We start from the raw sequence: 24436 nt of genomic DNA on the forward strand, positions 1-24436 counted from the left end.
CGCCGAAATGGTTAGCCGGAAGTTACCACCCGCTCCGCCCCGCGCCCAAGCGCCCGGCGAGGCGCTGTCTCGTTTCGGGGCGTTCTGCGGCCGATGCGCTAAGCCTCAGATGCGCGCCGCGAGCAGCGCGGCGAGGCGCTCGATCCCGCGCGCATCCGTTTCGCTGAAGCGCGCGGGCGAAGGGCTGTCGAGGTCGATCACCGCGATCACCCGGCCATCGCGGATCACCGGCACGACCAGTTCCGACCGGCTCGCCGCGTCGCAGGCGATATGGCCCGGGAAAGCGTGGACATCCTCGACCCGCTGTATCCGGCCCGACCCGGCCGCAGCGCCGCATACGCCCTGCCCGAAGGGGATGCGGATACAGGCCGGGCGCCCGACGAAAGGCCCGAGCACCAGCTCCTCGTCCCCGCTCATCGCCGGCGCGACGCGGTAGAAGCCCGCCCAGTTGAGATCCGGCAGGAACTCCCACAAAAGCGCGGCGATATTGGCCATGTTGGCGATGCCGTCGGGCTCACTCGCGGTCAGCGCATCGGCCGCCTCGCAAAGCTGGCGATGGAGTTCTTCGGGGGCGAGGGTGTCATCGGGTCGAAAATCGAACATGGGACCAGCCTCATAGTCCCATGCCCCGTTGCGGCAAGCCGAAGCGCGCTCTAATCCCTTGGCCATGGCTATTCTTCGCAAGACCGCAATCGCGCTGCTGGTGCTCGTCCTCGTCGTCGGCATCGCGCTGTTTTTCCTGACGCGCGGCGACACCGCGGACCTGCCGCTGGAGGAAGTCGCCGGGACCGACCCCGTGCTGCAGGAGCCCGCAGCGGAAAGCTTTCCCACGGTGCAGATCGCCGATCCGGTCGGCTGGGAAGAGGGCGAGAAACCGACCACCGCCGAAGGGCTGACCGTCAATCGCTTCGCCGAGGGCCTCGACCATCCGCGCGTGCTCTATCGCCTGCCCAATGGCGATGTGCTGGTGACGCTGACCCGCGCGCCTGCGACCGAGGACGAAGGCGAGGGCGGGATCATGGCGACGATCGAGGGCTGGGTCGCGTCCTACCTGTTCGAGAAGGCGGGTTCGGCCGGAACTTCGCCCAACCGGATCGTGCTGCTGCGCGACGCCGATGGCGACGGGGTGGCCGAGATCCGCAAGGTCATCCGGGAGGCCGATCTCGATTCGCCTTCGGGCCTCAGCTGGAAGGACGGAACCCTTTATGTCGCCAATCACGACGCGGTTCTCGCATTCGAATACGAACTCGGTGCCGATGCGGTGACGGGGGAGCCGCGCAAGCTGATGGACCTGCCGGCGGGCGGCAATCACTGGATGCGCAACATGGAGATCGCCCCGGACGGCGACAGCTTTTATGTCGCTGTCGGTTCGGCCAGCAATATCGGCGAAAAGGGAATGGATGCCGAGACCGGCCGGGCGATGATCTGGCGTTACGATCTGGTCGCGAATCGGCAGGCGCAATTCGCCGCGGGCCTGCGCAATGCCAACGGGCTCGATTTCAGCCCCTGGACGGGCGAGCTGTGGACCACGGTGAACGAGCGCGACATGCTCGGCTCGGACCTCGTGCCCGATTACCTCACCAATGTGCCCATAGGCGCGCAATACGGTTGGCCCTGGCTCTATTACAAGGACAATATCGACCGCCGGGTCGAAGCGCCGATGCCGCAATATCTGATGGAATACACCCGCAATCCCGAATACGCCCTCGGGCCGCATGTCGCAGCGCTCGGCCTGGTCTTCACCCGCGGCGGGCACCGCATGGGAGACGCCTTCGCGCGCGGCGCCTTCATCGCGCGGCACGGATCGTGGAACCGCAAGCCGCCTTCCGGCTATGACGTGGTCTTCGTGCCCTTCGACGAGCGCGGCAATCCGGTGGGCAAGCCGCAGCCCGTGCTCGGCGGGTTCCTGCAAGGCGACGGGACGACCAACGGTCGGCCGACCTGGGTCGAATGGGCCGAGGACGGATCGCTGCTGGTGTCGGACGATACCGCCGGGATCATCTGGCGCACGGTCAATCCGGAAGCCGAACCCGCCGCCCCGATCGAAGCCAACGAGAGCGAACCGCTCGAACCAAGGGGCGAATTGCGCGATCCGCGTGCCGAGCGCGAGGCGCGCGTCCTGCGCGAACAGGCGGGACAGCCAGACTAGAGCCGCTTGCCCGCTCGCCCGGCCAGTTCGGTGGCGAATTGCAGCGCGGTGCGGCCCGACCGGTTTCCGCGCGCGATGGCAAAGGCGAGCGCTTCCTCCTCGTCGAAGGCAAGGCCCGCAGGCTGGGTATAGCCGCGCAGGATAGCGAGGTAGGTTTCCCGGTCCGCCGGGTGGAACGCCAGCGTTAGACCGAACCGGTCGGCCAGCGCCAGCGCATCGTCGCGTTCGTCGCGTTCGTGGAGCGCGCCTGCCTCGGCCTCCTCGCGCCGGACGATGGCGCGGCGGTTGGAGGTCACGGCGATGCGGACATGGGGCGGGCGCGGGACGATACCCCCGTCCAGAAGGCTGCGCAGCGCGAGCATATCGGCGCGGCCTTCGGGGCCAAAACCGAGATCGTCGATGAACAGGACAAAGGCGCGCCCCTGCCGGGCAAGCTGTTCGAGCAGCTCTGCGAAGCCCTCCAGCGAACCGGGTGCGAGCTGAACCAGCGCGATCCGTCCGGGCCTTTCGTCTTCGAGCGCGGCGATGCAGGCCCGCACGAGCGCCGACTTTCCCATGCCCCGCGCGCCCCACAGCAGCACGTCATGCGCCGCTGCGCCTTCGGCAAGGCGGGTGAGATTCTCGAGAAGCGCGCGTTTCTGCTCCTCCACGCCGCGCAAGGTTTGCAGCGGCAGCGAATCGATCCGTGCGACCGGGTGCGCGCCGCCATCGTCCCAGCGGAAAGCGGGCGAGCCCTGCCAGTCGGTTCGCCGCGGCGCGGGCGGGGCGATCCGCTCGAGCGCCGCGGCGATCCGCTCAAGCAGCGCGCGGCTCTCGTCCATGTCCGCGATCAGCCCGCGAGCTTTTCGCTCGGCAGCGAATAGAGCAGGTCCGCACCGCCGATCGCGCCTGCCTTCAGCCCGCTCGCTTCGCCGACGATCCGGTCGAGGAAGAAGCGCACCGTCACCGGCTTGCTCGTCTCGAGCGCGGGGGCCGCGCCGCTCGCGACCGCTTCGGCCTGCTTCGCCAGCTGCCAGCCCGCCACCGCGACGGCGGACATGGTGCAGAAGGGAACGCTGCCTGCCAGCCTGTCATCGAGACTCGCCTCGTCCTGCATCCAGCGTGCGATATCGGCACAATCCTGCGCCAGCGCGGCGAGCGCGGATTCGGCTGCCGCGTCGCGCGCGATGTCCTCGAACAGGGCGATCATCGGTTCGCCCCCTTCGAGGCCGAGCTTGCGGGTGACGAGGTCGGCGGCCTGGATGCCGTTGGTGCCTTCGTAGATCGGGGCGATGCGGGAATCGCGCCAGTGCTGGGCGGCGCCGGTTTCCTCGACGAAACCCATGCCGCCATGGACCTGGATCCCGATGCCCGAAACCTCGACCCCGACATCGGTGCCCCACGCCTTGACCAGCGGTACGAGGATATCGGCGCGCGCCTTGGCCGCACTGTCGCCCAGATTGCCGCGATCGACCTGGCCTGCGCAGTAGTAAAGCAGGGCGCGCACGCCTTCGGTGAGCGATTTCATGCGCAGGATCATGCGGCGCACGTCAGGATGTTCGATGATCGCGACCGGGTTCCTGTCGGGAGATCCGGCGCGTGCCGACTGCACCCGGTCCATCGCGTAATGGATCGCCTGCTGGGTCGCGCGCTCACCGATCTGGACGCCCTGGTTGCCGACATTGATGCGGGCATTGTTCATCATCGTGAACATCGCCGCGAGCCCCCGGTTTTCCTCGCCCACCAGCTCGCCGATGCATTCGCCGTTGTCACCATAGCTCATCACGCAGGTGGGCGAGGCGTTGATGCCCAGCTTGTGCTCCAGGCTGACGCAGCGAAGGTCGTTCTTCGGACCCAGCGATCCATCGTCATTGACGTGGTATTTGGGCACGAGGAACATCGAGACGCCGCGCGATCCCTCCGGCGCGCCGGGCAGGCGGGCGAGGACGAGGTGGATGATGTTGTCCGAAAGATCGTGTTCGCCCCAGGTGATGTAGATCTTTTGACCGGTGATCCGGTACTTGCCGGCATGCGGGCCGTTCTCGATCGGTTCGGCGGTCGAACGCAGCGCGCCGACATCGCTGCCGGCGGCCGGTTCGGTTAGATTCATCGTCCCCGACCATTTGCCGCTGACCAGATCGGGTAGATAGCGCGCCTGCTGGTCCTTCGACCCGTGATGCTCGAGCGCGTCGATCGCGCCGACCGACAGCATCGGCAACAGCGTGAACGCCATGTTCGCCGCGCCGAGATTTTCCAACACGTTGCACGAAAGGGTGAAGGGCAAGCCCTGCCCGCCGAATTGCTCGGGGCTCGCGATCGCGTTCCAGCCCTGCTCGACATAGGCATCGTAGGCCTCGGCAAACCCGTCGGGCAGGCGCACCACGCCGTTTTCGAGCTTCGCGCCTTCGGTATCACCGACGCGGTTCAGCGGCGCGAATTCCCCGGCGGCGAACTGCCCGACGCCTTCGACGATCGCTTCGACAAGATCGGGTTCGGCATGGGCGAAGCGCTCCGATTGCTGCAACTCCTCGATCCCCGCATTGACGCGAATGGCTAGCAGCTGGTCTTGGGTCGGCGGGGTATAGGGTGTCACGGCGAATTCTCGTCCTTGGGTAGGGTGCGGGGACAATCGGAAAAAGCGCCTGCCTCTTGGCAGGCTTCTCCGGGGAATATAGCGCCCAGGCCATGAGCGACAAGGACGTTACCCAGGTGCTGGCCGCCGATGGCGAAGGAATCGCGCGCGCGGCGCGGATCCTGGAATCGGGCGGCCTCGTCGCGGTCCCGACCGAGACGGTCTACGGCCTTGCCGCCCGCGCCGACAGCGCAGAAGCGGTGGCGAAGATCTATGCCGCCAAGGGACGGCCCGGCTTCAATCCGTTGATCGTCCATGTCCGCGATGCGGGGCAGGCGGCGATTCATGGCGACTTCTCCGATCCCGTCCTGCGCGAGATCGCCAGGGGGCAATGGCCCGGACCGTTGACGCTGGTGGTCGAGCGGCGCGCGCAGGCCGCGCTCGCCGAGGCCGTGACGGCAGGCCTCCCCACCGTGGCGATACGGGTTCCCGCACACCCGGTGATGCGCCAGCTGCTCGACCATGTCGACTTTCCGCTCGCTGCTCCCTCGGCCAATCGCTCGGGCTTCATCAGCCCCACCTGCGCCCGCCATGTCCTTACTTCGCTCGACGGCCGGATCGATGCCGTGCTTGATGCGGGGCCGACCGAGGCAGGCGTGGAATCCACGATCCTGCGGATCACCGCCGAAGGGGAATGGCACGAATTGCGACCCGGGCCGGTCGATGTCGGCGCGCTCTATCGCCACTATCACGACCACGACATCGCCGGCATGGCCGCTCTAGAGGGGATCACCGCTCCCGGCCAACTCGCCAGCCACTACGCCCCGGGCAAGCCCGTGCGGCTCGAGGCCGAGGCGGCGGAGCCGGACGAATTCATGATCGGCTTCGGACCCATTGCGGGCGACTGCACGCTGTCGGCGCGAGGTGACGTCACCGAAGCCGCAGCCCGCCTTTATGCCTGCCTGCACGAAGCCGCCGCTTCGCGAAGCCCCCGTATCGCGGTTGCCCCCGTTCCGGCGGGCGGCATGGGAAAGGCTGTGAACGACCGGCTCCGCCGCGCCGCCACGCCACCCGGCTGATCCGCCGCGCGACGCTCAGTCGTCCGGCTCGGGCGGGGGCGCGGGCAGGCTGGCGCGGATCTCCTTCATCTCGGCCCAGGTCTCGCGGGCATCCGCGCAGGCGCCAGCGTCCCCGGAGCGGCAATCGGCCAGCTCGTCGTCATAGCGGCGCTCGAGCTTGCCGAGTCGTTGCTCGCGCTCGCGCAATTCGCGCCCGCGTTTCTCGTCGCGTTCGGACTGGCTGGTGGTGGCGACATCGACCACCTCCCCGGCGGCGCGCACCGGGAACGTCACGACATCGACCGCCGTACGGGCAAGGCAACCCGAGAGCAGGGGGAGGGCGGCAAGAGCGGCGAGGGCCGGGGATGTGCGCATGGTCGCACCATGCGCGCCCCCGCGATTCGCGCAAGCCCGGTGGCGCAGCAGGGCGCAATCAGTTCTCGCCCACCCCGCCTTCGGCGGGGGCTTCGAGAGCCGCTTGCGCGCTCGCGGATCCGGGATCGCCGTCATCGGCTGGTGCGGGCGAACAGGTCAACTTGCCCGAGCCGAAAGCGGAGACTTCGCATTTCGCGCTGCCGGTGACACGCACGTCGCCCGATCCCGCAATGCTCGCCTCGACCTTGCCGTCCGAGGCGAAGGCGACATCGCCAGCCCCGCCAATGGTGATGTCCGCTCTGTCGGCCTTGAGCGCGGCGAGGTCGACATCACCCGATCCGCCGATATTGATCTCGAGCCTGCTCGCGGTTCCGGACCCCTTGACCGATCCGCTCCCTCCAATGTTGATCTCGAGACTGTCGGCGGCGATCGTCCCGACCTCGATATCGCCCGATCCGCCGATCGTCAGTTCGGCCTCCTTCGCCAAGCTCTGCGCGATGATCGTGCCGCTGCCCGCGACTACGATTTCCTCGGGCGGTGGCATGGTGACATTGACCGTGACCGAGCCGCCCGAACCCCAGCTGTCCTTTTCGCGGGTGATGCCGAGCGTTTCATCGTCGAGGGCGAAGCGAAGCTTGTCGGTTTCTTCCGGATCGCCCTCGAGGGTGATGGAAAGCCCATCGCCTTGGCGCAAAATCACCCTGTCGCCGCTGGCGAGGACGAGCTCCTTCGGCGTGGCCCCGTCCGTATCGAGCTCGGACAGGGGCACGCCGTCCATCCCGTTCACCTTGATGTCGGCACTGCACCCGCCCAGCGCCGTGCCGAGCGCAAGCGCGGCCACAGGGGCCATGCGTTGGATGAAACTGTCGATCATTGCTTCCCTCCGAGTGCGGTTGTGTATTGGTGGTATAATACACCAATATGGCCGCTGCAAGTCCGCCAACGCAGCTCGCCAACGAAAAAGGCCGCCCCTGCGGAGCGGCCCTCTTTCGGTCCAGCCTTTTGGAAAGTCTCAGCTTTCCTCCGTGTTCTCGTAATATTGCGGCGCATGTTCGCGCAGCACGCCGAGGATTTTGCCGAGCGCGGTCGGCTCGTCGGTTTCCTCCATCGCGGCCAGTTCGCGCGCCAGGCGGCTGGAGGCGGCCTCGAAGATCTGGCGTTCCGAATAGGATTGTTCGGGCTGGTCGTCGGGGCGGAACAGGTCGCGCGTCACTTCCGCGATCGACACGAGGTCGCCCGAATTGATCTTGGCTTCGTATTCCTGGGCGCGGCGCGACCACATGGTGCGCTTGACCTTGGGCTTGCCCTTGAGCGTTTCCATCGCTTCCTTCAGGGTCTTGTCCGAGGACAACTTGCGCATCCCGATCGATTCGACCTTGTTGACGGGCACGCGCAGCGTCATGCGCTCCTTTTCGAAACGCAGGACGTAAAGTTCGAGCTGCATCCCGGCGATTTCCTCGCTCTGCAGTTCGATCACACGGCCGACGCCGTGCTTGGGATAAACGACATAGTCTCCGACCGTGAAGGCAGGCGCATTGCTAGCCATGCGAGTTCCTTTCTATCAGCCTCCCAGCCGGCCCACGAAACGGGCGAATGGTCCCTGCGGTGCAAAACCTCTCCAACGAGGCAGGCACCGGGCCGCATCCGACCGAGACTGTGCTGCTGGTAAGTGGCCTGTTCCTATTTTTCGCGCCGCCACCGGGACCGACCGATGGGGTTGGACCATTCTATAACATGTTCGCAACAAAATTGCGAGTCCCGATACTTGCTCGTGCCCGCAGGACTAGCATTCGTCCTGTGCGGGATCCGCGCTCGCATCGGCGACGAAGGCACCGATCAGCAGCAGGAGCGCGCTGATGAAGAGCCAGGTCAGGAACACCACCACTGCGCCCAGCGACCCATAGGTCGCGTTGTAATTGCCGAAATTGGAAACGTAAAAGCCGAAGCCCGCGCTCGCTGCCATCCATCCCAGCGCGAACAGCACCGCACCGCGCAGCGCCGCACGATAGGAAACGCTGCCGCGCGTATTGGGGACGATGCGATAGGCGAGCATCGCGCCGCCAATGCCCGCCAGCCCGACCAGCGCGTAAGTCGCGAAACGTCCGCCGGTATCGGCCAGGAATACCGACACCACGGTGGTTGCCCCAGCCACCATCCCGAAAGCGAGAATAGCCCCGAGCGTGATCGCCAGCGCGAGCAGGTTGGATCGGACCAGCCCTCGCTTTTCCTCGGCCCCGAAGGCGACGTCGAGGGCGGTGATCACCGCGCCCGCCGCCAGCCGCGACCCGAACAGCGCCAGCGCGAGCGCGACGACAAGGCCGAGCCCGGAGGTCCCGCCGCGCCGGTCGGTGACGCTTTCGAGCTGGTCGGTGACGAGATCGGCCGAGGAAGCGGGCAGTTCCTCGGCGAGCGAGGCGGCATGGCCCGCGACGGTCTGCGGATCGGCGATGAGCCCGTAGGCGAGCACGATCGCACCGAGCAGGGGGACGAAGGAGAGAAAGGCGTAATAGGCGATCCCCGCCGCCAGCAACGGGGCGTTTTCCTCGTTGGCGCGGGTCCAGCCGGATGTGAGCGAGGCGATGATGGGGCGCATGACCATTGAACCGGGGCGGGCCCCGGGTGTTCCGCGTGCCCGCAGGTTGATGGCGCGCGGCTCAGTCGCCCTCGCCGGGCTCTGCGGTGAAGTATTTCTCGAACTTGCCGGTCTCGCCCTTATGCTCGTCGGCATCCTCGGGCGGTTCCTTCTGGCTCGTGATGTTCGGCCATTCGGCGGAATATTTGGTGTTGAGCTCGAGCCACTTTTCCAGCCCGTCCTCGGTATCGGGCAGGATCGCCTCGGCCGGGCATTCGGGTTCGCACACGCCGCAGTCGATGCATTCGCTGGGATTGATGACCAGCATGTTCTCGCCCTCGTAGAAGCAATCCACCGGGCACACTTCGACGCAATCGGTGTACTTGCACTTGATGCAGTCTTCGGTGACGACGTAGGTCATTGAGGCGCCTTCATTCCATTCGAGGTCGTTTCGCCGCGTGCTATGGCGATTTCACCGCGAGGGTCAAGCTCACGATAATGAGACTTCGCCAGCTCCGGCGCGCTTCGGCGCTCGGGCAGCGAAAGGACCTCGACCACGCGGACCTCGCCCCCCACGGGCAGGGTCAGGACATCCCCGATAGCGACATTCTCCGAAGCGCGCCGCACATGTTTCCTGTTCCGCCGTAAAGCGCGCGTTTCGACAAGCATGCGCGCGGCCGAGCGGGTCCGGGCAAAGCGCAGGTAGACAAGCAGCCGGTCTATCCGCATCGTTGCCGCCATGCCCTCGGCCATGCGCGCCGCCCTAACCGCCCGCGCGGGTCACTGGCCCGCCTTTCCGCCGAGCAGTTCCGCAAGCCCGTCGAACGCGCCGCCGCTACGCGCGGGGCCGGTATCGGGCTTGGCCGGGGTTTCGCGCCGATCATGCGGCGCAGCGCCCTTGCGCGCAGGGCGGGCCACGTCCTTGCGGGGGTGCCTCCGCTTGTCTTTCGAACCATCGCGGGAGTGATCGTGACCCTTGTCGCGCCCTTTCTCGCGCCCCTTGTCATGGGGGCGTCTCGCATCGCCGGCCCGGCGCGGACGCCAAGTCCAGCTGTCGGGAGCGGGCGGGCCGAATGCGCCCTCGGCCAAGTCGCGCGAACGGTGATAGCGAAAGCCCGCGCTGCCGAGCAGGCGGCGCGCATTGTCTTCCTCCAGCCCGATCGACACCGCAAGCGCGAGGTCGAAACGGAAGCGCACCGAATGGCGGCCCTTGCGCGGTTCGGGCGCTTCGCCTTTCGCGGCGCGCTCCGTCGCCCGGCTCCGCGCCTCGAACGCGGCGCGCAGGATCTTTTCGGCAAGATCGACCCGAATCGCCTGCGTTCCCGCAGGACGGTAGCCTGCGGGAAGCCGCTTCGTCTCGGAAAGGACGGGCAGCATCGCCTCGTTAAGCGGCCTCCTGTCGAGCCCGAGCGCATGCAGCAAACTACGCGGGGCGGGCTTCAGCAGCGGGGCGGCGAAAATGTCGAGCGCGCCGAACGTCACGCCGAGCCTGCGCAGGAAGGGACGCATTTCCTTGGGCAGGTGTTCGAGCCCGGCCTTTTCGCGGCTGACCACGCCGCCCGCCTCGATCAGGGTGATGAGCAGGGCGCGGGCCTGCGATCCGGCCTCGGGATCGCGCGCCGCCTGCGCCAGCTTGCGTAAGGGGGCGAGCGGCTCAAGCCGCGCGGCAAGCCATGCGCCGAGCCCTTCCTCGAGCCGGACGCGCGCGGCATCGGGCAGCATCGTCACCTCGCGCGCGAATTCGAGCCGCGCGGCGGAAAAATCGTCAGGCATCACGATGGTCGCCAGCCTGTGTCCGTTCCAGGCCAGCGTGCCGCGTTCGATGTCGAGCTCGTCCAGCCCTTCGCCGAGCAGCCTTTCGGCGCGCTGGGCGAGAATACCGGGCAGGGCACGTTCGCCCGCCGCGAGCAGCATCTTGCGATCCGCTAGGGTCGCATCGGGATCGACCGTGAAACGAAAGCCCTCCAGCCGCCCGATCGGCTCGCCTTCCACCGTCACGCGCCCGTCGGGTTCGAGCGTCACGGGCAGAGCGGCCGCATCCTGTCCCAGCGATTTCATCAAGATCGTCGTCCTCCGGTTGACGAAACGTTCGGTCAGCCGCGCATGGAGCGCATCCGAAAGCTTTGCCTCGACGCCCCGCGCCCGGGACGCCATTTCGTCGCGGGCGAGCACCCAGTCGGGCCGCTGGCAGATATAGGCCCACGAGCGAATCGCCGCGATGCGTCCCTGCAGCGTGTCGATGTCGCCCTGCACCCGGTCAAGCTCGGCGATGCGCGCGGCGACGAAATCCGCACCCAGATAGCCTTCCTGAAGGTCGTCCCAAAGTCGCGCGACGAAGCGGGCGTGGCTGTCCACCCCGACCGAGCGGAAATCGGGCAGCGAGCACGCCTCCCAGAAGCGTCGCACCGCGCCTGCGCCGCGCACTGTGTCGGCGATGGGTTCTTCGGCGAGCCGCTTGAGCACGGCGAGGTCTATCGCCTGCGGGGCCGGCCTCAGCGCCTCGTCACGCGGGCGCGCCTCGAGATCGGCGATCAGCGCCGGCAGGCTGTCGAAACGCGGCTCGGCCTCGCGCCAGAACAGGTGGGTGATCGGGGCGAAGCGATGCTCCTCGATCGCGTAGATCTCTTCCTCGGTGAATTCGAGCGGCGCGCCGCTGCGGCTCCCGCCGCCGGTGAGCGTGCCGAAACTGCCGTCGCGCTGGTGTCGCCCGGCGCGCCCGGCGATCTGGGCCATTTCGGCCGGGGTGAGGCGCCTTTTGCGCCGTCCGTCGAACTTGGTCAGCGCGGCGAAGGCGACATGGTCGAGATCGAGATTGAGCCCCATGCCGATCGCGTCCGTGGCGACGATGTAATCGACCTCGCCGTTCTGGAACAATTCGACCTGGCGGTTGCGCGTCTCGGGCGAGAGCGCCCCCATCACCACCGCCGCGCCGCCGCGAAAGCGCCGCAGCGCCTCGGCCATGGCATAGACCTGTTCGGCCGAGAAGGCGACGATCGCGCTGCGCGCAGGCAGGCGCGACAGCTTGGCGGACCCGGCATGGGTGAGCGTGGAAAAGCGCGGCCGTTCGACCAGTTCGGCGCGCGGGATCAACTGGCGGATCATCGGCTCCAGCGTGGCCGAACCGAGGATCATCGTCTCGTCCCGTCCGCGCGCATTCAGCAGCCGGTCGGTGAAGATGTGCCCGCGTTCGGGATCGGCGCCCAGTTGCGCCTCGTCCACTGCGACGAAGGCATGGGGACCGTTCTTGCCCGCGCCCCGGCGGTCCATCGCTTCGGCGGTGCACAGGAAATAGCGCGCGTTTGGCGGCTCGATCCGTTCCTCGCCGGTGATCAGCGCGACTGCATCGTCGCCCTTGATCGCGCGCACCCGGTCATAGACTTCGCGCGCCAGCAGGCGCAGCGGAAAGCCCATCATGCCGGAGGAATGACCGCACATCCGCTCGATCGCGAGATGCGTCTTACCGGTATTGGTCGGGCCGAGCACGGCGCGGACATGGCCCCCCGCCCGGTCACCACAACCTGCGTCACCGCGGCTTTCGCCGGCACGGACAGCGCCGCCCCGTCCGGTCTCGTTTGCGCGAAAGGTCACGCTGCGCTTTGTGTCAGGCTTGGCCCGGGCGGGCAAGCGGCGGGGGAGGACGCCGGGCCTCTTCGTCACGCCTTTTGTCGCAGGCCAGACTCGTCTGGTCGCCGGTTAACCCGGGATTTACTTTGATGCGGCAGGGAAACAGGGCATTGGAGGGCCGATTGGCGAGACTGTCGCCTTGCTTGCGTCTTTCGCGAACGACAAACGGGCCGGACCATTGGATCACGCACGCGATTTTCCATCCGACGACCGGGACTTGCGGGGCCAAACCTCCGACGCGAGGGCCCGAGCGGAAGGCGGAACCGCCCCCGATGCCGACCGGATTGGCGGCTATCTCCGCGAGGCCGCGCGATCCGCCCCACCGAGCGCGCAAGAGGTGGTGCGCCGCCGGGTCGTCACCCGCATGCGCGGCTTTGGCGACCGTTACGACGAATGGAAACTGGCGGTCGGGCAGTGGTTCGACCGGCTCGACCTCGCCCCGGACCTGGCCGAGAATATCGGCAGCCGCCGCTGGTTTCGTGGGCTCGGCACGATGATCGCGCTGGGGGCCGCAGCCTTTGCGTTCTGGCCCGATTTCACCCCGCTCGAAGCGCGCGCATCAATGCCCGAAAGCCCCGCGATTCGCAAGGAAATGCGCAGCCGCATGATCATGCCGCTCGCACTGGGTGCGGATAGCGGGCGGCGCATGGCTCCGGGTGCGCGGGTGATCCCGCTTGAAAGGGCGCCAGAACGCCCGCGGATCGAACTGATCGCGACACTCGCCCCGGGAGATAGCTTTGCCGGCATGCTGCGCCGCGCGGGGCTGGCGGGCGGAGATGTGTCCCGGGTCGCGGCGCTGGTCGGCGAGGCGATGCCGCTGGGCGAACTGAAGCCCGGCACGCAGGTCGACATCGTGCTCGGCCGCCGTCCCGCCCCGGGCGAGCCGCGTCCGCTCGACGCGCTGTCGCTGCGCGCGCGGTTCGATCTCGAGCTAGAGATCGCCCGGGCCGGTGAAGACGGCGCGGGTCCGCTCGCCCTGAAGCGCAATTTCATTCGCGTCGACGACACGCCGCTGCGCGTGCGCGGCAAGGTCGGGCCCAGCCTGTATCGTTCGATGCGGGCCGCCGGCGTCCCGGCCAGCGCGGTGCAGGAATATCTGCGCGCGCTCGACAACCAGATCGACCTCGACCGCGAAGTGCACGCTTCCGACGAATTCGATATCATCCTCGCCTATCGCCGCGCGGCGACGGGCGATCGACAGGCGGGGCAATTGCTCTATGCGGGGATCGACCGAGGCGGCCAGCCCAAGACGCAATTGATGCGCTGGGGTAAAGAGGGGCAATTCTACGAAGCCTCGGGCGTGGGCGAACAGCGGCGCGGGCTGGTGCAGCCGGTGCCGGGGCCGATTTCCTCGCGCTATGGCATGAGGCGCCACCCGATCCTCGGCTATCGCCGGATGCATTCGGGGCTCGATTTCCGCGCGCGCCACGGCACGCCGATCGTGGCGGTGACCGACGGACGGGTGCGCTCCGCCGGGCGCGCGGGCGGCTGCGGGATCGCGGTGCGCATCGATCACGGTGAAGGGCTCTCGACGCGCTATTGTCATATGAGCCGCATGGCGGTCGGCCGCGGCCAGCGGGTCGAACGCGGACAGATCATTGGCTATGTCGGTTCGACCGGACTGTCGACGGGTCCGCACCTGCATTACGAGATGTATCGCGGCGGGCGCTCCATCAATCCCGAAAGCGTTTCCTTCGTCACCCGCGCGCAGCTTACCGGCACGGAGCTGATCGATTTCCGCCGCCGCCTGATCGAGTTGAAACAGGTCGAAGTCGGCGCGGCGCTGGCCGATCTGGAACCCCTGCCGAGCGAAGGCGACGAACCCACGCGCGAGATCGAGAAGATCGACCTCGCCCGCAGGAGCGACGACGCGGATGGCCGCACGCGGATGAACTGAGGGAAGCCAGCGCCCGCACGATTGCGCGGCCGCGATGTTTGCGGCAACACACGCGTCCATGAGAGGACATTATCCCAACACCCGCCTGCGCCGCACGCGGGCTTCGGCCTGGAGCCGGACGCTCCATCGCGAAACGCTGGTCACGCCCGCCGACCTTATCTGGCCGCTTTTCGTCACGTCTGGCGAGGGAGTGGAAGAGCCGGTCGCAAGCCTGCCCGGTGTCTCGCGCTGGTCGGTCGACCTCATCGCCGAGCGCGCGAGGGAAGCGGTGAAGCTCGGCATCCCGGTCGTCGCGCTATTTCCGAACACCCCCGCGGACAAGCGCAGCGAACGGGGCGAGGAAGCGCACAATCCCGACAACCTGATGTGCCGCGCGATCCAGGCGATCAAGGATGCGTGCGGAGAGGAGATCGGCGTGCTCACCGACGTCGCTCTCGATCCCTATACCAGCCACGGCCAGGACGGCCTGCTCGATAGGGCGGGCTATGTAACCAATGACGAAACCGTCGCCATGCTGGTCGACCAGGCGATCAACCAGGCCGAGGCCGGGGCCGACATCATCGCCCCGTCGGACATGATGGACGGGCGAGTCCACGCGATCCGCCGCGCGCTGGAGATGGGCGGGCACGTCAATGTCCAGATCATGAGTTATGCGGCCAAATATGCGAGCGCGTTCTACGGCCCGTTCCGCGATGCGGTCGGCTCGGGCGGGCTGCTGAAAGGCGACAAGAAAACCTACCAGATGGACCCGGCCAATGGCGACGAGTCGCTGCGCGAGGTCGAACTCGACCTCGCCGAAGGCGCGGACAGCGTGATGGTGAAACCGGGTCTTGCCTATCTCGACATCATCTACCGTGTCCGTGAGGAGTTCGGCGTGCCGGTTTTCGCCTACCAGGTCTCCGGCGAATACGCGATGATCGAGGCCGCCGAAAGCGTCGGCGCGGGCAATCGCGACGCGCTGCTGATGGAAAAGCTGGTCGCTTTCAAGCGCGCCGGATGCAGCGGCGTGCTGACCTATCACGCCCCACACGCAGCACGGCTGCTCGGAGCTTCGACATGACCGACGATCTTGCCACCCGCTATCCCGGTGTCACTTTCGTGCCGATCCACGGCAAGACGCCGAAAATCCACGAAACCGCCTTCGTCGCCCCCGGATGCACGATCATCGGCGACGTCGAAATCGGGGCGGGTTCGTCGATCTGGTACAATTGCGTGCTGCGTGCGGACGTCTCCTCGATCCGCATCGGCGAGCGCAGCAATGTGCAGGACGGCAGCGTCCTGCATTGCGACGGGCCCTCGCCCGCCGAGCCCGAAGGGTGCCCGCTCGTTATCGGGGACGATGTCCTGATCGGTCACATGGCGATGGTGCACGGCTGCACGATCCGCGATCGCGGCTTCGTCGGCCTCGGCGCGATCGCGATGAACAATGCGGTGATCGCTTCCGACGCGATGCTTGCCGCAGGCGCGATGCTGACCGAGCGCAAGGAGATGGGCGAGCGCGAGCTGTGGGCCGGCCGTCCGGCGAAGAAGCTCAAGGACCTCTCCGACGCGGCGATCGCCGGCATGAAAATGGGCGTTGCCCATTACGTCGAGAATGCAAAGCAACACGCCGACGCGGTAAGGGGCGCGCTCGGTTAAGCGCGCCCCTTCCGGGCTTGTCGCTGCCCTTTTGCGGACGGATCAGTAGATCCAGACGCGATACTCGTAAGTGGTCGGGCTGGAGACCATCCAGTAGTCGCCGCTATCGTCCATGCTGACCATCGAGGCGGGGACGAGGCGTGTGTCTTCGTCGAACAGGCTGTCCTCGTCGAATTCGACCACGTAATGCGTGATCGTACCGGTTTCGGGATCGAACAGGATGTCCTCGACCTCGCGCATTTCGTTATCGGCGAACATCATGTCGCCGCCCACGATCTCGTCCACGAGCCGGCCATCGGCTTCGGCCCTGGTCAGCGCTAGCTGTTCCTTGCGATAGTCCGCGGCTGCGTCGTCGATCCTCAGGTCGAGCCCGCCATAGCCGCCGCGCTCGATCGCGACATTGTCCCACCGAACGAAACCGTCATCCTCGCCGAAAAACGATCCGGGATAGGGCGCGTCGTAGAGAATGTAGGCGATCCGCTCGCCGGTCGGGTCGAGCACGAGGTTGCGCACATCCCCCAGCGGGTTGAAGCCGTTGGTGACATCGCCGCTCATCATCCGTTCGGCGCTGACCGTTTCGTTCATCGCCTGCTTGTAGCGCTCGTTCGCCTGCTCCATCGTCGACTGATCCATGGCGTTCTGGCCCATTGCGGGCGTTGCACCCAGAGCGGTGGTCGCGAGGGCGGTTGCGAGAAGTGTGCTGAGTTTCATGTGTCGGTCCTCCATCTTGCGTTTCATCGAACCAATGGCGGACTTCGCATGGCCGTTCCGCCTCCGCGCCGCACCGTGCGCCAGCCGCGACGGCCCGGTACCTAAAGACAGCAATTTCAATGCTTTGATCTAAGTTAATCGCGAACAAGCGCGCGCAATGTCTCGATCCGGTCGGCCTCGTGCACCGGCTTGTCCCAGCGGATCCGGTGGATGCGCGGGAAACGCATGGCGAGCCCCGACTTGTGCCGTTTCGAGGAATGCACGCTGTCGAAGGCGACCTCGAAAACGAGGCTGCGGTTCGTCTCGCGCACCGGGCCGAAGCGGTTCACCGTATTCTGCCGCACGTGACGGTCGAGCTTTTTCAGCTCCGCATCGGTGAAACCCGAATAGGCCTTGCCCACGGGCAACAGGTCCGCGCCTTCGTCGGGATCGCCGTCCCAGCAGCCGAAGGTGTAGTCCGAAAAGAAGCTCGACCGCTTGCCGCTGCCGCGCTGGGCATACATCAGGACGCAGTCGACCAGCAGCGGGTCGCGCTTCCACTTGTACCACAGGCCGACCTTGCGCCCGGCGAGATAGGGGCTGTCGCGGCGTTTGAGCATCAGCCCCTCGATCGCCTCGTCGCGGGCGGTTTCGCGGATTTCGGCGAGATGGGCGAAATCGCGCGCCTCGACGACCTGCGAAAGATCGAAGCGTTTCGCCGGCAGCCGCTCGATCAGCGCCTCGAGCCGCGTGCGACGCTCGCTCCAGGCAAGCTCGCGCAGGTCGCGCCCCTCGAGCAGCAGCGCGTCGTAGAGCCGAACGAATGCGGGGGCCTCGGCGAGCAATTTCTTCGGCACGGTCTTGCGCCCGAGCCTTTGCTGGAGAGCGTTGAAACTCGCCGCGCCGCCCTCGGCGCCGCCCTGCGTGTCGCCCTGCACAAGCAATTCCCCGTCGAGCACCGCGTCCATGGGCAGCGCGTCCAGCATCTCGGGAAAGCTTGCCGAGATGTCGTCGCCGCTTCTCGAATAGAGCCTTGTCGCCGCCACGCCGTCCTTCGTTGCCCGCACCAGCTGGACGCGGATGCCGTCCCATTTCCATTCGGCGGCGTAATCGGCGAGATCGACCACCGTGTCTTCCAGCGGGTGGGCGAGCATGAAAGGGCGAAAGCGCGGCAGGTTGGCGACATCGGGCGGATCGCCGCCTTCGGCAGCCCATTGGAACAGGTCGGTATAGGGCGGCTCCAATGCGTGCCAATACTCCTCGACCTCCTCCACCGCCACGCCGAAAGCCTGCGCGAAGGCGGTCTTGGCAAGCCGCGCCGAAATGCCGATCCGCATCCCCCCGGTCGCCAGCTTTATCAGGGCGAAGCGGCCATTGACGTCGAGCCGGTCGAGCAGTTTCGGCAATTCTCGCGGGGCGGTGTTGCGAGTAAGGTCGGCAAGTGTTTCGACCACGGCGCTAACTGTCAGGTCGGGATCCGGTTCGGGCGCGGCGCCTTGCGCCTCCGGCCACATCAGGCTCGCGGTTTCCGCCGTGTCGCCGACGAAATCGCGCGCCAGAGTCCACAGCACCGGATCGACGCGCTCTTTCATGAGGTTGCGGATGGTCGAGGATTTGACCGCCGGGAAGTCGAGCTCCCCCGTCAGCGCGGCGAGCGCCCAGCCGCGGTCGGGATCGGGCGTTTCGCGGAGGAACTCGGCGATCAGCGCAAGCTTGCGATTGCGGCTGGTCGTGTAGACAAGCGTGTCGAGCAGGGTCGAAAAGGCCTTCATGCGCGCAGGCCCCCGCTTTCATTGCGCTGCAATATGTGCCGGGTAGCGCCAAGGCTGCGGTATCCGGCCGCGCCTCTCTTCAGGAAGGAACACGAAGCATGAAGGTCACGCCGTTCGCGGTCCTGCTGCTCGCGCTTGCCGCGGTGCAGCCCGCTTTCGCCGAAGATGCCCCGGCCGAGGCCGCCCCGGTGGCCGATGCGCTCACCATCGACACCCCGATCGAAGTGCTGATGGCGGACGACCGCGCCAAAGCCGTGCTCGAGACGCATCTTCCCGGGATCGGCGGGCATCCTTCCTACGATTCGTTCAAGGCGATGAGCCTCGTTCAGCTCATGCCGTGGTCCCAGGGCATGATCACGGACGAAACGCTTGCGAATATCGGCGCGGATCTGGCCGCTCTCGAAGCGGCTCCGACTGCCTGACGGCCAGGGCGCGGGGATGCTAGTCATCCTCGTCCTCGCGTCCGACCAACGCCAACGCGCGGGCTCGGCGCTGGCCGAGTTCGCACCAGCGCAGCAGTGCCTCCTCGCGGCCGTGGGTAATCCACGTCTCCGCCGGGTCGACTTCGTCGATGGTGGCGGTGAGTTCATTCCAGTCGGCATGGTCGGAAATGACCAGCGGCAATTCGACATTGCGCTGCCGGGCGCGCTGGCGCACGCGCATCCAGCCCGAAGCCATCGCGGTGATCGGGCTGGGCAGGCGGCGGGACCACCGATCGTTGAGCGCGGAAGGCGGGGCGACGACGATCGAACCCCTCATGTCGCCCTTTGCATGATCGCTCACAAGCCGAAGTTCGCCGAGCGGTACGCCGTGTTCCTCGTAAAGCCGGCACATCTTTTCCATCGCCCCGTGGAGGTAGATCGGATCGTGATGGCCGGCGGCGCGCAGTTCGGCGATGACCCGCTGCGCCTTGCCCAGCGCATAGGCGCCGACCAGCACGCAGCCGTCTGGATTGCCGGAGAGGGTCGAAAGCAGCTTTGCCATCTCCTGCTCGATCGGGGGGTGGGTGAAGATCGGCAGGCCGAAGGTCGCCTCGGTGATGAAGATATCGCACGGCGTGACTTCGAAGGGCGCGCAAGTGGGATCGGCACGCCGCTTGTAATCGCCGGTGATCACGACCCGCTCGCCCGCATGTTCGAGCACCACCTGTGCGCTGCCGAGCACGTGGCCCGCGGGAACGAAGGTCGCATCGACGCCGCCCGCAAGGCGTATGGTCTCGCCATAGGCAACCGGCGTGGCTTTCGAGGGCATTTCGCCCGCGTCGTCCTCCATCCCCGTACGATAGCGCAGCGCCATGATCGCCAGCGTCTCGGGCGTGGCGATGGTTTCGCCATGCCCGCCGCGCGCGTGGTCGGCATGGCCGTGAGTGACGAGCGCGCGGTCCACCGCCCGCCCCGGATCGACCCAGCAATCCGCGGGCACGACATGCACGCCCCAGGGCTCGGGCCGGATCCATGAGAAGGGCGCGCTCATGGCGGCTTAACCCGCAGGACTGCGCGCCCGTTCCCGATTGGCGGGACAGCTTATTCGCCGGTATCCATCGTCGCCGGCCCGGAAGGACGGGTGCCTTCCACTTCGTCCTCGCCTGCGCGATACTTGTCGAACCACGCGATCACGCTTGCCGTGCGCGCGGCCTGCTGGCTCGGTGTCTGCGAGAGGTTGTTGTGGCTCGAGTCCGGGGTGACGACGAGTGCGGTGTCGACGCCCTGTAATTTCAGCGCGGCGTAGTATTGCTCGGCCTCGCTTCTCGGCGTGCGGTAATCGTCCGCGCCGACCAGGACTAGCGTCGGGGTTGTCACATTGCCGACCAGGCTGAGCGGGGAGCGTTCCCAGTAATGCTCCGGGTCCTCCCACGGCATCGCGCCGAGCCAGTAGCGACCGAAATAGGGCACGGCGTCGGCGGTCAGCGCGAAGCTCGTCCAGTTGATGACCGGCTTGTGCACGGCAGCGGCCTTGAAGCGGTCGGTCTTGCCCACCAGCCACGCGGTCAGCACCCCGCCGCCCGATCCGCCGGTGACGAAGAGCTGGTCGGGATCGGCATGGCCCGCCGCGATTGCCGCATCCACCGCCGCCATCAGCTCTTCGAAATTGCTGATCGGGTAATTGTCCTCGATCCGGTCGGCGAATTCCTCGCCATAGCCGGTCGAGCCGCCCGGATTGGTGAAGAGCACGGCATAGCCCGCCGCGCCGTAGAGCTGGTAATCGGCCGAGAATTCCGGGCCGTAGGCGGCATAGGGCCCACCATGCATCTCGAGGATCATCGGCACGCGGTCGCCTTCCTCGTAGCCCGGGGGCAGCATGATCCAGGCCGGGATGCGCGTCCCGTCGGGCGCGGTGACGGCGATCTCACGGGTTTCGCCCAGTTCCTTGTCCGCAAGCTTGACCGCGTTCAGCGACGTCAGCGTTTTCGTCCCGCGCCGTGTGGTGACACCGATATCGGGCGGGCTCGTGGCGCTGGCGGTGGTGAAGGCGATGGTGCCGCCTTCGCTTACCGACCATTCGCCGCCCGTATAGGGCAGGGCATAATAGGTGCTGCCGAGCCGCGGCTCGGTCAGGGTCATTTCGCCGCTCGATGAGATGCGTGCGACGCGGTGCTCGCCCTCGCGTTCGAAACTGGCGAACAGCCCTTCATCGACCCATTCGAGCCCGTCGGGACTGGCGGGGAAGTCGGCGCGCAGCAATTGCTTGCCCGACCCGTCCGCGTTCATCCGGTAGAGCTTCGCCTGGTCGTAGGCGTTGCCGACATCGTCGAAGCCGAGATAGGCGATCCAGCGCCCGTCGGGCGATACTTGCGGGACGTAGTCGGGACCGCTGCGGGTGGTGAGCCGGGTGATCTCTCCGCCCGCAATGTCCAGCGCGTAGAGATCGGATTCGAGCGGCTCGAGCTCCCAGTCCTCGCGGCGGTTGGCGCTGAAATAGAGCTTTTCGCCGTCCGGGGCCCATTCGACCGTGCCGCCATTGTCGTATTCGCCGAAGGTCAGCTGGCGCGCATCGCCCCCGGTCGCGGCGACGAGGAAAAGCTGCATCGTGCCCGGCTTGACATAGCCGCCGCCGTCGCGGCGATAGGTCGCGCGGTCGATCACCTGCAGCGGCTTGCCCCATTGCGCCCCTTCCGGCTTGGCGGGCGGCTGGCCGAGCGTCTTCGCCTGCCCGGCGATGCGCGCGGTAAAGGCGATACGGCTGCCGTCGGGCGACCACGCGATCGCCGCGGGCGCTTCGGGCAGCGCGGTGATGTTGGCGCTCTCGCCGCTCGCCATCCAGCGCACGTGGAGCTCCGGCCCGCCGCCGCTTTCGGTCGAAACATAGGCGAGCCGCGTGCCGTCGGGCGACCAGCGCGGGGAGACGTGTGATCCGGCTCCGGTCACCAGCGGCGTTTCCGCGCCGCTTTCAACGTCGATCAGCCAGATCGAGGAGACGGCGCGGTCGGTCATGATATCGTTGGTGCGCCGGACATAGGCGATCTCTTCGCCGTCCGGGCTGATCTGCGGATCGGCCGCGACCGAAAGGCCGAACAGGTCGGCACCGGTGAATTTCGTTTCCGGCCCGGCCGGTGCATCGTCTCCTGCGGTGTCCTGCGCGGCGAGCGGCGTGCTCGCCAGCGCGAGACAGGCGGTGGCAAGAAAGAAGCGTGCGAACATGATCGATCCCCGTATCTGGTGCCTTGCAGCTACGGGGACCGACCAATCACAAATTCGTCACGAATGCCAGTGGCGGTATGGCTCAGTTGTCGGCATCGCTGCCGGAGGCCTCGGGTTTGGGATCGGCCCCCTTCTTCGCCGCGGGCTTCTTCTTTGCCGGGGCCTTGCGCTTCGTCGTCTTGGGCGGTGCAGGCGTGAGCTCGAAGCTCGGCTTGCCGTCCTTGATGCTGACATGCACCTCGCCGCCATCGGCGAGCTTGCCGAACAGCAGCTCTTCCGCGAGCGGCTGCTTGATCCGCTCCTGGATCAGGCGGCCCATCGGCCTTGCGCCGTAGAGCTTGTCATAGCCCTTGTCGGCGAGCCACGAACGCGCATCGCTGTCGAACTGGATGTGGACGTTCTGTTCGGCGAGCTGGAGTTCGAGTTCGAGGATGAACTTGTCCACCACCCGCGTGACCGTCGATTTGCCGAGATAGGCGAAGGGCACGATCGCATCGAGGCGGTTGCGGAATTCGGGGGTGAACATCTTCTTCACCGCCTCGTCGCCCGCATCTTCCTTGGACACGTCGCCAAACCCGATGCCCTGCCGCGCCATGTCGGCCGCGCCCGCATTGGTCGTCATGATGAGCACGACATTGCGGAAATCGACTGTCTTGCCGTGATGGTCGGTAAGGCGGCCGTTGTCCATCACCTGCAGGAGGATGTTGAACAGGTCCGGGTGCGCCTTCTCGATCTCGTCCAGTAGCAGCACGCAATGCGGGTTCTGATCTACCGCATCGGTCAGCAGGCCGCCCTGATCATAGCCGACATAGCCCGGAGGCGCGCCGATCAGGCGGCTGATCGAATGACGCTCCATGTATTCGGACATGTCGAAGCGCTTGAGCTCGATCCCCATGATGCTGGCGAGCTGGCGGGCGACCTCGGTCTTGCCCACCCCGGTCGGGCCGGAGAACAGGAAAGAGCCGATCGGTTTGTCCGGATCGCGAAGGCCCGCGCGGCTCAGCTTCATCGCGGTCGACAGGCGCACGATGGCGTCGTCCTGGCCGAACACGACATGCTTGAGATCGCGCTCGAGATTTTCCAGCGCCTTCTTGTCGTCGGCGCTGACCGATTTGGGCGGGATCCGCGCCATTGTGGCGATGACCGCTTCGATCTCCTTGCCGGTGATCTTCTTCTTTCGGCGGCTGGGCGGCACGAGCATCTGCATCGCGCCGACTTCGTCGATCACGTCGATCGCCTTGTCGGGCAGCTTGCGGTCGTTGATATAGCGCGCCGACAGCTCGACTGCGGTCTTGAGCGCGTCGGGGGTGTACTTGACGCTGTGATGCTCTTCGAAGGCGCTGCGCAGCCCTTTGAGGATCTTGACCGTGTCGTCGATCGTCGGCTCGTTGACGTCGATCTTCTGGAACCGGCGCAGCAGGGCGCGGTCTTTTTCGAAGTGGTTGCGGAATTCCTTGTAGGTGGTCGAGCCGATGCAGCGGATCGTCCCGCCCGACAGTGCCGGTTTCAGAAGGTTCGAGGCGTCCATCGCCCCACCGCTGGTCGCGCCCGCACCGATCACCGTGTGAATCTCGTCGATGAAGAGGATCGCATGCGGCATGCCTTCGAGTTCTGCGACGACCTGCTTGAGCCGTTCCTCGAAATCGCCGCGATAGCGCGTGCCCGCAAGCAGCGCGCCCATGTCGAGCGAGTAGATCACCGCCTCGGACAGCACCTCTGGCACGTCGCCTTCGACGATCTTGCGCGCGAGGCCTTCGGCGATGGCGGTCTTGCCGACTCCGGGATCGCCGACATAAAGCGGATTGTTCTTCGACCGGCGGCACAGGATCTGGACCGTGCGGTCGACTTCGGGGCCGCGGCCGATCAGGGGGTCGACCTTGCCGGCTTCGGCCTTGGCGTTGAGATTGACCGTGAACTGGTCGAGCGCAGTTTCCTTCTTGTTGCCCCCGTCCTTGGCCGTTTCGTTCGCCGCTTCGCCCTCTTCGGAGCCCTGCGGCGATTTCGATTCGATCTGGCGCCCGCCCTTGCCGATGCCGTGGCTGATATAGCTCACCGCATCGAGCCGGCTCATGTCCTGCTGCTGGAGGAAATAGACCGCGTAGGAATCGCGTTCGGAAAACAGCGCCACCAGCACGTTCGCGCCCGTCACCGTGTCCTTGCCCGAGGACTGGACGTGCAGGATCGCGCGCTGGATCACCCGCTGAAAGCCCGCGGTCGGCTGCGGATCGGCGCCTTCCTCGGTCTTCAGCGACTGGTATTCCTGGTCGAGATACTGCTTCACCACGTCGCCGAGTTCGGCAAGGTCCACCCCGCAGGCGGCCATGACCTGGGCCGCGTCCTCGTCATCGATCAGCGCGAGCAGAAGATGCTCGAGCGTCGCATATTCGTGACGCCGCTCGGAGGCATTGCCGAGCGCATTGTGCAGGGTTTTCTCGAGGTTCTGGGCAAAACTGGGCATGGGGTGTCTCTGTC

21 protein-coding genes are annotated in these 24436 nt (G+C 66.6%); 6 read left to right on the forward strand and 15 right to left on the reverse strand.

The window, feature by feature from the left end; genetic code table 11:
• Window positions 1-105: 105 nt before the first annotated feature.
• Complete coding sequence (gene msrC / locus RIB52_RS02500; protein WP_350172574.1) at window positions 106-603, reverse strand: free L-methionine (R)-S-oxide reductase MsrC; 498 nt, start codon at window positions 601-603, stop codon at window positions 106-108.
• A 64-nt stretch (window positions 604-667) separates the two neighbouring features.
• On the opposite strand from msrC, the gene RIB52_RS02505 reads away from it, so the two are divergent.
• Window positions 668-2149: a PQQ-dependent sugar dehydrogenase gene (locus tag RIB52_RS02505; protein ID WP_350172576.1), complete on the forward strand. Its 1482-nt coding sequence runs from the start codon at window positions 668-670 to the stop codon at window positions 2147-2149.
• On the opposite strand, the gene RIB52_RS02510 is transcribed toward RIB52_RS02505, so the two are convergent.
• Both RIB52_RS02510 and RIB52_RS02515 read right to left on the reverse strand, forming a co-directional pair.
• On the reverse strand, window positions 2146-2970 hold the full coding sequence (locus RIB52_RS02510; RefSeq protein WP_350172578.1) for a DUF815 domain-containing protein: 825 nt from the start codon (window positions 2968-2970) through the stop codon (window positions 2146-2148). The two genes, RIB52_RS02505 and RIB52_RS02510, sit on opposite strands and share 4 nt — an antisense overlap.
• An 8-nt stretch (window positions 2971-2978) precedes the next feature.
• On the reverse strand, window positions 2979-4721 hold the full coding sequence (locus tag RIB52_RS02515) for an acyl-CoA dehydrogenase family protein (RefSeq protein ID WP_350172580.1): 1743 nt from the start codon (window positions 4719-4721) through the stop codon (window positions 2979-2981).
• 92 nt (window positions 4722-4813) lie between these two features.
• Between RIB52_RS02515 and RIB52_RS02520 the strand changes: the two genes are divergently transcribed.
• Entirely contained in the window at window positions 4814-5779 is a 966-nt protein-coding gene (locus RIB52_RS02520; RefSeq protein ID WP_350172582.1) for an L-threonylcarbamoyladenylate synthase, read from the forward strand.
• A gap of 15 nt (window positions 5780-5794) precedes the next feature.
• On the opposite strand, the gene RIB52_RS02525 is transcribed toward RIB52_RS02520, so the two are convergent.
• The 7 genes from RIB52_RS02525 to RIB52_RS02555 form a co-directional block, all read right to left on the reverse strand.
• A complete protein-coding gene (locus RIB52_RS02525; protein ID WP_350172584.1) occupies window positions 5795-6133 on the reverse strand; it encodes a hypothetical protein in 339 nt (112 codons plus the stop codon).
• A 58-nt stretch (window positions 6134-6191) separates the two neighbouring features.
• On the reverse strand, window positions 6192-7007 hold the full coding sequence (locus tag RIB52_RS02530; RefSeq protein ID WP_350172586.1) for a head GIN domain-containing protein: 816 nt from the start codon (window positions 7005-7007) through the stop codon (window positions 6192-6194).
• 138 nt (window positions 7008-7145) lie between these two features.
• Window positions 7146-7679: a CarD family transcriptional regulator gene (locus RIB52_RS02535; protein WP_350172588.1), complete on the reverse strand. Its 534-nt coding sequence runs from the start codon at window positions 7677-7679 to the stop codon at window positions 7146-7148.
• Between the two features lie 237 nt (window positions 7680-7916).
• The gene (locus RIB52_RS02540; protein ID WP_350172590.1) at window positions 7917-8732 is read right to left on the reverse strand and encodes a YihY/virulence factor BrkB family protein; all 816 of its coding nucleotides are present in this window, start codon (window positions 8730-8732) and stop codon (window positions 7917-7919) included.
• A gap of 55 nt (window positions 8733-8787) precedes the next feature.
• Window positions 8788-9126 (reverse strand): ferredoxin FdxA, encoded by a 339-nt coding sequence (gene fdxA / locus RIB52_RS02545; protein WP_350172592.1) that lies wholly within the window; start codon window positions 9124-9126, stop codon window positions 8788-8790.
• Window positions 9123-9458: a S4 domain-containing protein gene (locus RIB52_RS02550; protein ID WP_350172594.1), complete on the reverse strand. Its 336-nt coding sequence runs from the start codon at window positions 9456-9458 to the stop codon at window positions 9123-9125. The genes fdxA and RIB52_RS02550 overlap by 4 nt, the downstream gene beginning before the upstream one ends.
• 27 nt (window positions 9459-9485) lie before the next feature.
• A complete protein-coding gene (locus tag RIB52_RS02555; RefSeq protein WP_350173141.1) occupies window positions 9486-12140 on the reverse strand; it encodes a helicase-related protein in 2655 nt (884 codons plus the stop codon).
• 406 nt (window positions 12141-12546) lie between these two features.
• Between RIB52_RS02555 and RIB52_RS02560 the strand changes: the two genes are divergently transcribed.
• From RIB52_RS02560 to RIB52_RS02570, 3 genes are read left to right on the forward strand one after another with little or no spacing between them, the layout of a single operon-like run.
• Window positions 12547-14226: a peptidoglycan DD-metalloendopeptidase family protein gene (locus RIB52_RS02560; RefSeq protein ID WP_350172596.1), complete on the forward strand. Its 1680-nt coding sequence runs from the start codon at window positions 12547-12549 to the stop codon at window positions 14224-14226.
• A gap of 58 nt (window positions 14227-14284) precedes the next feature.
• Window positions 14285-15286 carry a porphobilinogen synthase gene (hemB, locus tag RIB52_RS02565; RefSeq protein ID WP_350172598.1) on the forward strand — a complete coding sequence of 334 codons (1002 nt, stop codon included), beginning with the start codon at window positions 14285-14287 and terminating at the stop codon, window positions 15284-15286.
• Complete coding sequence (locus RIB52_RS02570) at window positions 15283-15864, forward strand: gamma carbonic anhydrase family protein (protein ID WP_350172600.1); 582 nt, start codon at window positions 15283-15285, stop codon at window positions 15862-15864. The genes hemB and RIB52_RS02570 overlap by 4 nt, the downstream gene beginning before the upstream one ends.
• Before the next feature lie 42 nt (window positions 15865-15906).
• Here RIB52_RS02570 and RIB52_RS02575 read toward each other — a convergent pair whose 3' ends face one another.
• Both RIB52_RS02575 and RIB52_RS02580 read right to left on the reverse strand, forming a co-directional pair.
• The gene (locus RIB52_RS02575; protein ID WP_350172602.1) at window positions 15907-16575 is read right to left on the reverse strand and encodes a hypothetical protein; all 669 of its coding nucleotides are present in this window, start codon (window positions 16573-16575) and stop codon (window positions 15907-15909) included.
• Window positions 16576-16709: 134 nt separating this feature from the next.
• The gene (locus tag RIB52_RS02580) at window positions 16710-18326 is read right to left on the reverse strand and encodes a cisplatin damage response ATP-dependent DNA ligase (protein ID WP_350172603.1); all 1617 of its coding nucleotides are present in this window, start codon (window positions 18324-18326) and stop codon (window positions 16710-16712) included.
• A gap of 98 nt (window positions 18327-18424) precedes the next feature.
• Between RIB52_RS02580 and RIB52_RS02585 the strand changes: the two genes are divergently transcribed.
• Window positions 18425-18748 carry a hypothetical protein gene (locus RIB52_RS02585; RefSeq protein WP_350172604.1) on the forward strand — a complete coding sequence of 108 codons (324 nt, stop codon included), beginning with the start codon at window positions 18425-18427 and terminating at the stop codon, window positions 18746-18748.
• 19 nt (window positions 18749-18767) lie between these two features.
• Here the strand turns inward: RIB52_RS02585 and RIB52_RS02590 are convergent, their stop codons facing one another.
• The 3 genes from RIB52_RS02590 to clpA all read right to left on the reverse strand — a co-directional run bounded on the left by RIB52_RS02590 (window position 18768) and on the right by clpA (window position 24422).
• The gene (locus tag RIB52_RS02590) at window positions 18768-19799 is read right to left on the reverse strand and encodes a ligase-associated DNA damage response exonuclease (protein ID WP_350172605.1); all 1032 of its coding nucleotides are present in this window, start codon (window positions 19797-19799) and stop codon (window positions 18768-18770) included.
• 50 nt (window positions 19800-19849) lie between these two features.
• Window positions 19850-21964, reverse strand: a complete 2115-nt coding sequence (locus RIB52_RS02595; RefSeq protein ID WP_350172606.1) for a prolyl oligopeptidase family serine peptidase — start codon at window positions 21962-21964, stop codon at window positions 19850-19852.
• A gap of 82 nt (window positions 21965-22046) precedes the next feature.
• Window positions 22047-24422, reverse strand: coding sequence for an ATP-dependent Clp protease ATP-binding subunit ClpA (gene clpA, locus RIB52_RS02600; RefSeq protein ID WP_350172608.1), 2376 nt, complete (start codon window positions 24420-24422; stop codon window positions 22047-22049).
• Window positions 24423-24436 lie beyond the last annotated feature (14 nt).

This window comes from Erythrobacter sp., assembly GCF_040217515.1.
Classification (GTDB): domain Bacteria; phylum Pseudomonadota; class Alphaproteobacteria; order Sphingomonadales; family Sphingomonadaceae; genus Erythrobacter.

Coding starts and splice junctions, on each gene's coding strand:
- msrC (WP_350172574.1), bottom strand. CDS start 603: ATGTTCGATTTTCGACCCGATGACACCCTCGCCCCCGAAGAACTCCAT.
- RIB52_RS02505 (WP_350172576.1), top strand. CDS start 668: ATGGCTATTCTTCGCAAGACCGCAATCGCGCTGCTGGTGCTCGTCCTC.
- RIB52_RS02510 (WP_350172578.1), bottom strand. CDS start 2,970: ATGGACGAGAGCCGCGCGCTGCTTGAGCGGATCGCCGCGGCGCTCGAG.
- RIB52_RS02520 (WP_350172582.1), top strand. CDS start 4,814: ATGAGCGACAAGGACGTTACCCAGGTGCTGGCCGCCGATGGCGAAGGA.
- RIB52_RS02525 (WP_350172584.1), bottom strand. CDS start 6,133: ATGCGCACATCCCCGGCCCTCGCCGCTCTTGCCGCCCTCCCCCTGCTC.
- RIB52_RS02530 (WP_350172586.1), bottom strand. CDS start 7,007: ATGATCGACAGTTTCATCCAACGCATGGCCCCTGTGGCCGCGCTTGCG.
- RIB52_RS02535 (WP_350172588.1), bottom strand. CDS start 7,679: ATGGCTAGCAATGCGCCTGCCTTCACGGTCGGAGACTATGTCGTTTAT.
- RIB52_RS02540 (WP_350172590.1), bottom strand. CDS start 8,732: ATGGTCATGCGCCCCATCATCGCCTCGCTCACATCCGGCTGGACCCGC.
- fdxA (WP_350172592.1), bottom strand. CDS start 9,126: ATGACCTACGTCGTCACCGAAGACTGCATCAAGTGCAAGTACACCGAT.
- RIB52_RS02550 (WP_350172594.1), bottom strand. CDS start 9,458: ATGGCCGAGGGCATGGCGGCAACGATGCGGATAGACCGGCTGCTTGTC.
- RIB52_RS02555 (WP_350173141.1), bottom strand. CDS start 12,140: ATGTGCGGTCATTCCTCCGGCATGATGGGCTTTCCGCTGCGCCTGCTG.
- hemB (WP_350172598.1), top strand. CDS start 14,285: ATGAGAGGACATTATCCCAACACCCGCCTGCGCCGCACGCGGGCTTCG.
- RIB52_RS02570 (WP_350172600.1), top strand. CDS start 15,283: ATGACCGACGATCTTGCCACCCGCTATCCCGGTGTCACTTTCGTGCCG.
- RIB52_RS02575 (WP_350172602.1), bottom strand. CDS start 16,575: ATGAAACTCAGCACACTTCTCGCAACCGCCCTCGCGACCACCGCTCTG.
- RIB52_RS02580 (WP_350172603.1), bottom strand. CDS start 18,326: ATGAAGGCCTTTTCGACCCTGCTCGACACGCTTGTCTACACGACCAGC.
- RIB52_RS02585 (WP_350172604.1), top strand. CDS start 18,425: ATGAAGGTCACGCCGTTCGCGGTCCTGCTGCTCGCGCTTGCCGCGGTG.
- RIB52_RS02590 (WP_350172605.1), bottom strand. CDS start 19,799: ATGAGCGCGCCCTTCTCATGGATCCGGCCCGAGCCCTGGGGCGTGCAT.
- RIB52_RS02595 (WP_350172606.1), bottom strand. CDS start 21,964: ATGTTCGCACGCTTCTTTCTTGCCACCGCCTGTCTCGCGCTGGCGAGC.
- clpA (WP_350172608.1), bottom strand. CDS start 24,422: ATGCCCAGTTTTGCCCAGAACCTCGAGAAAACCCTGCACAATGCGCTC.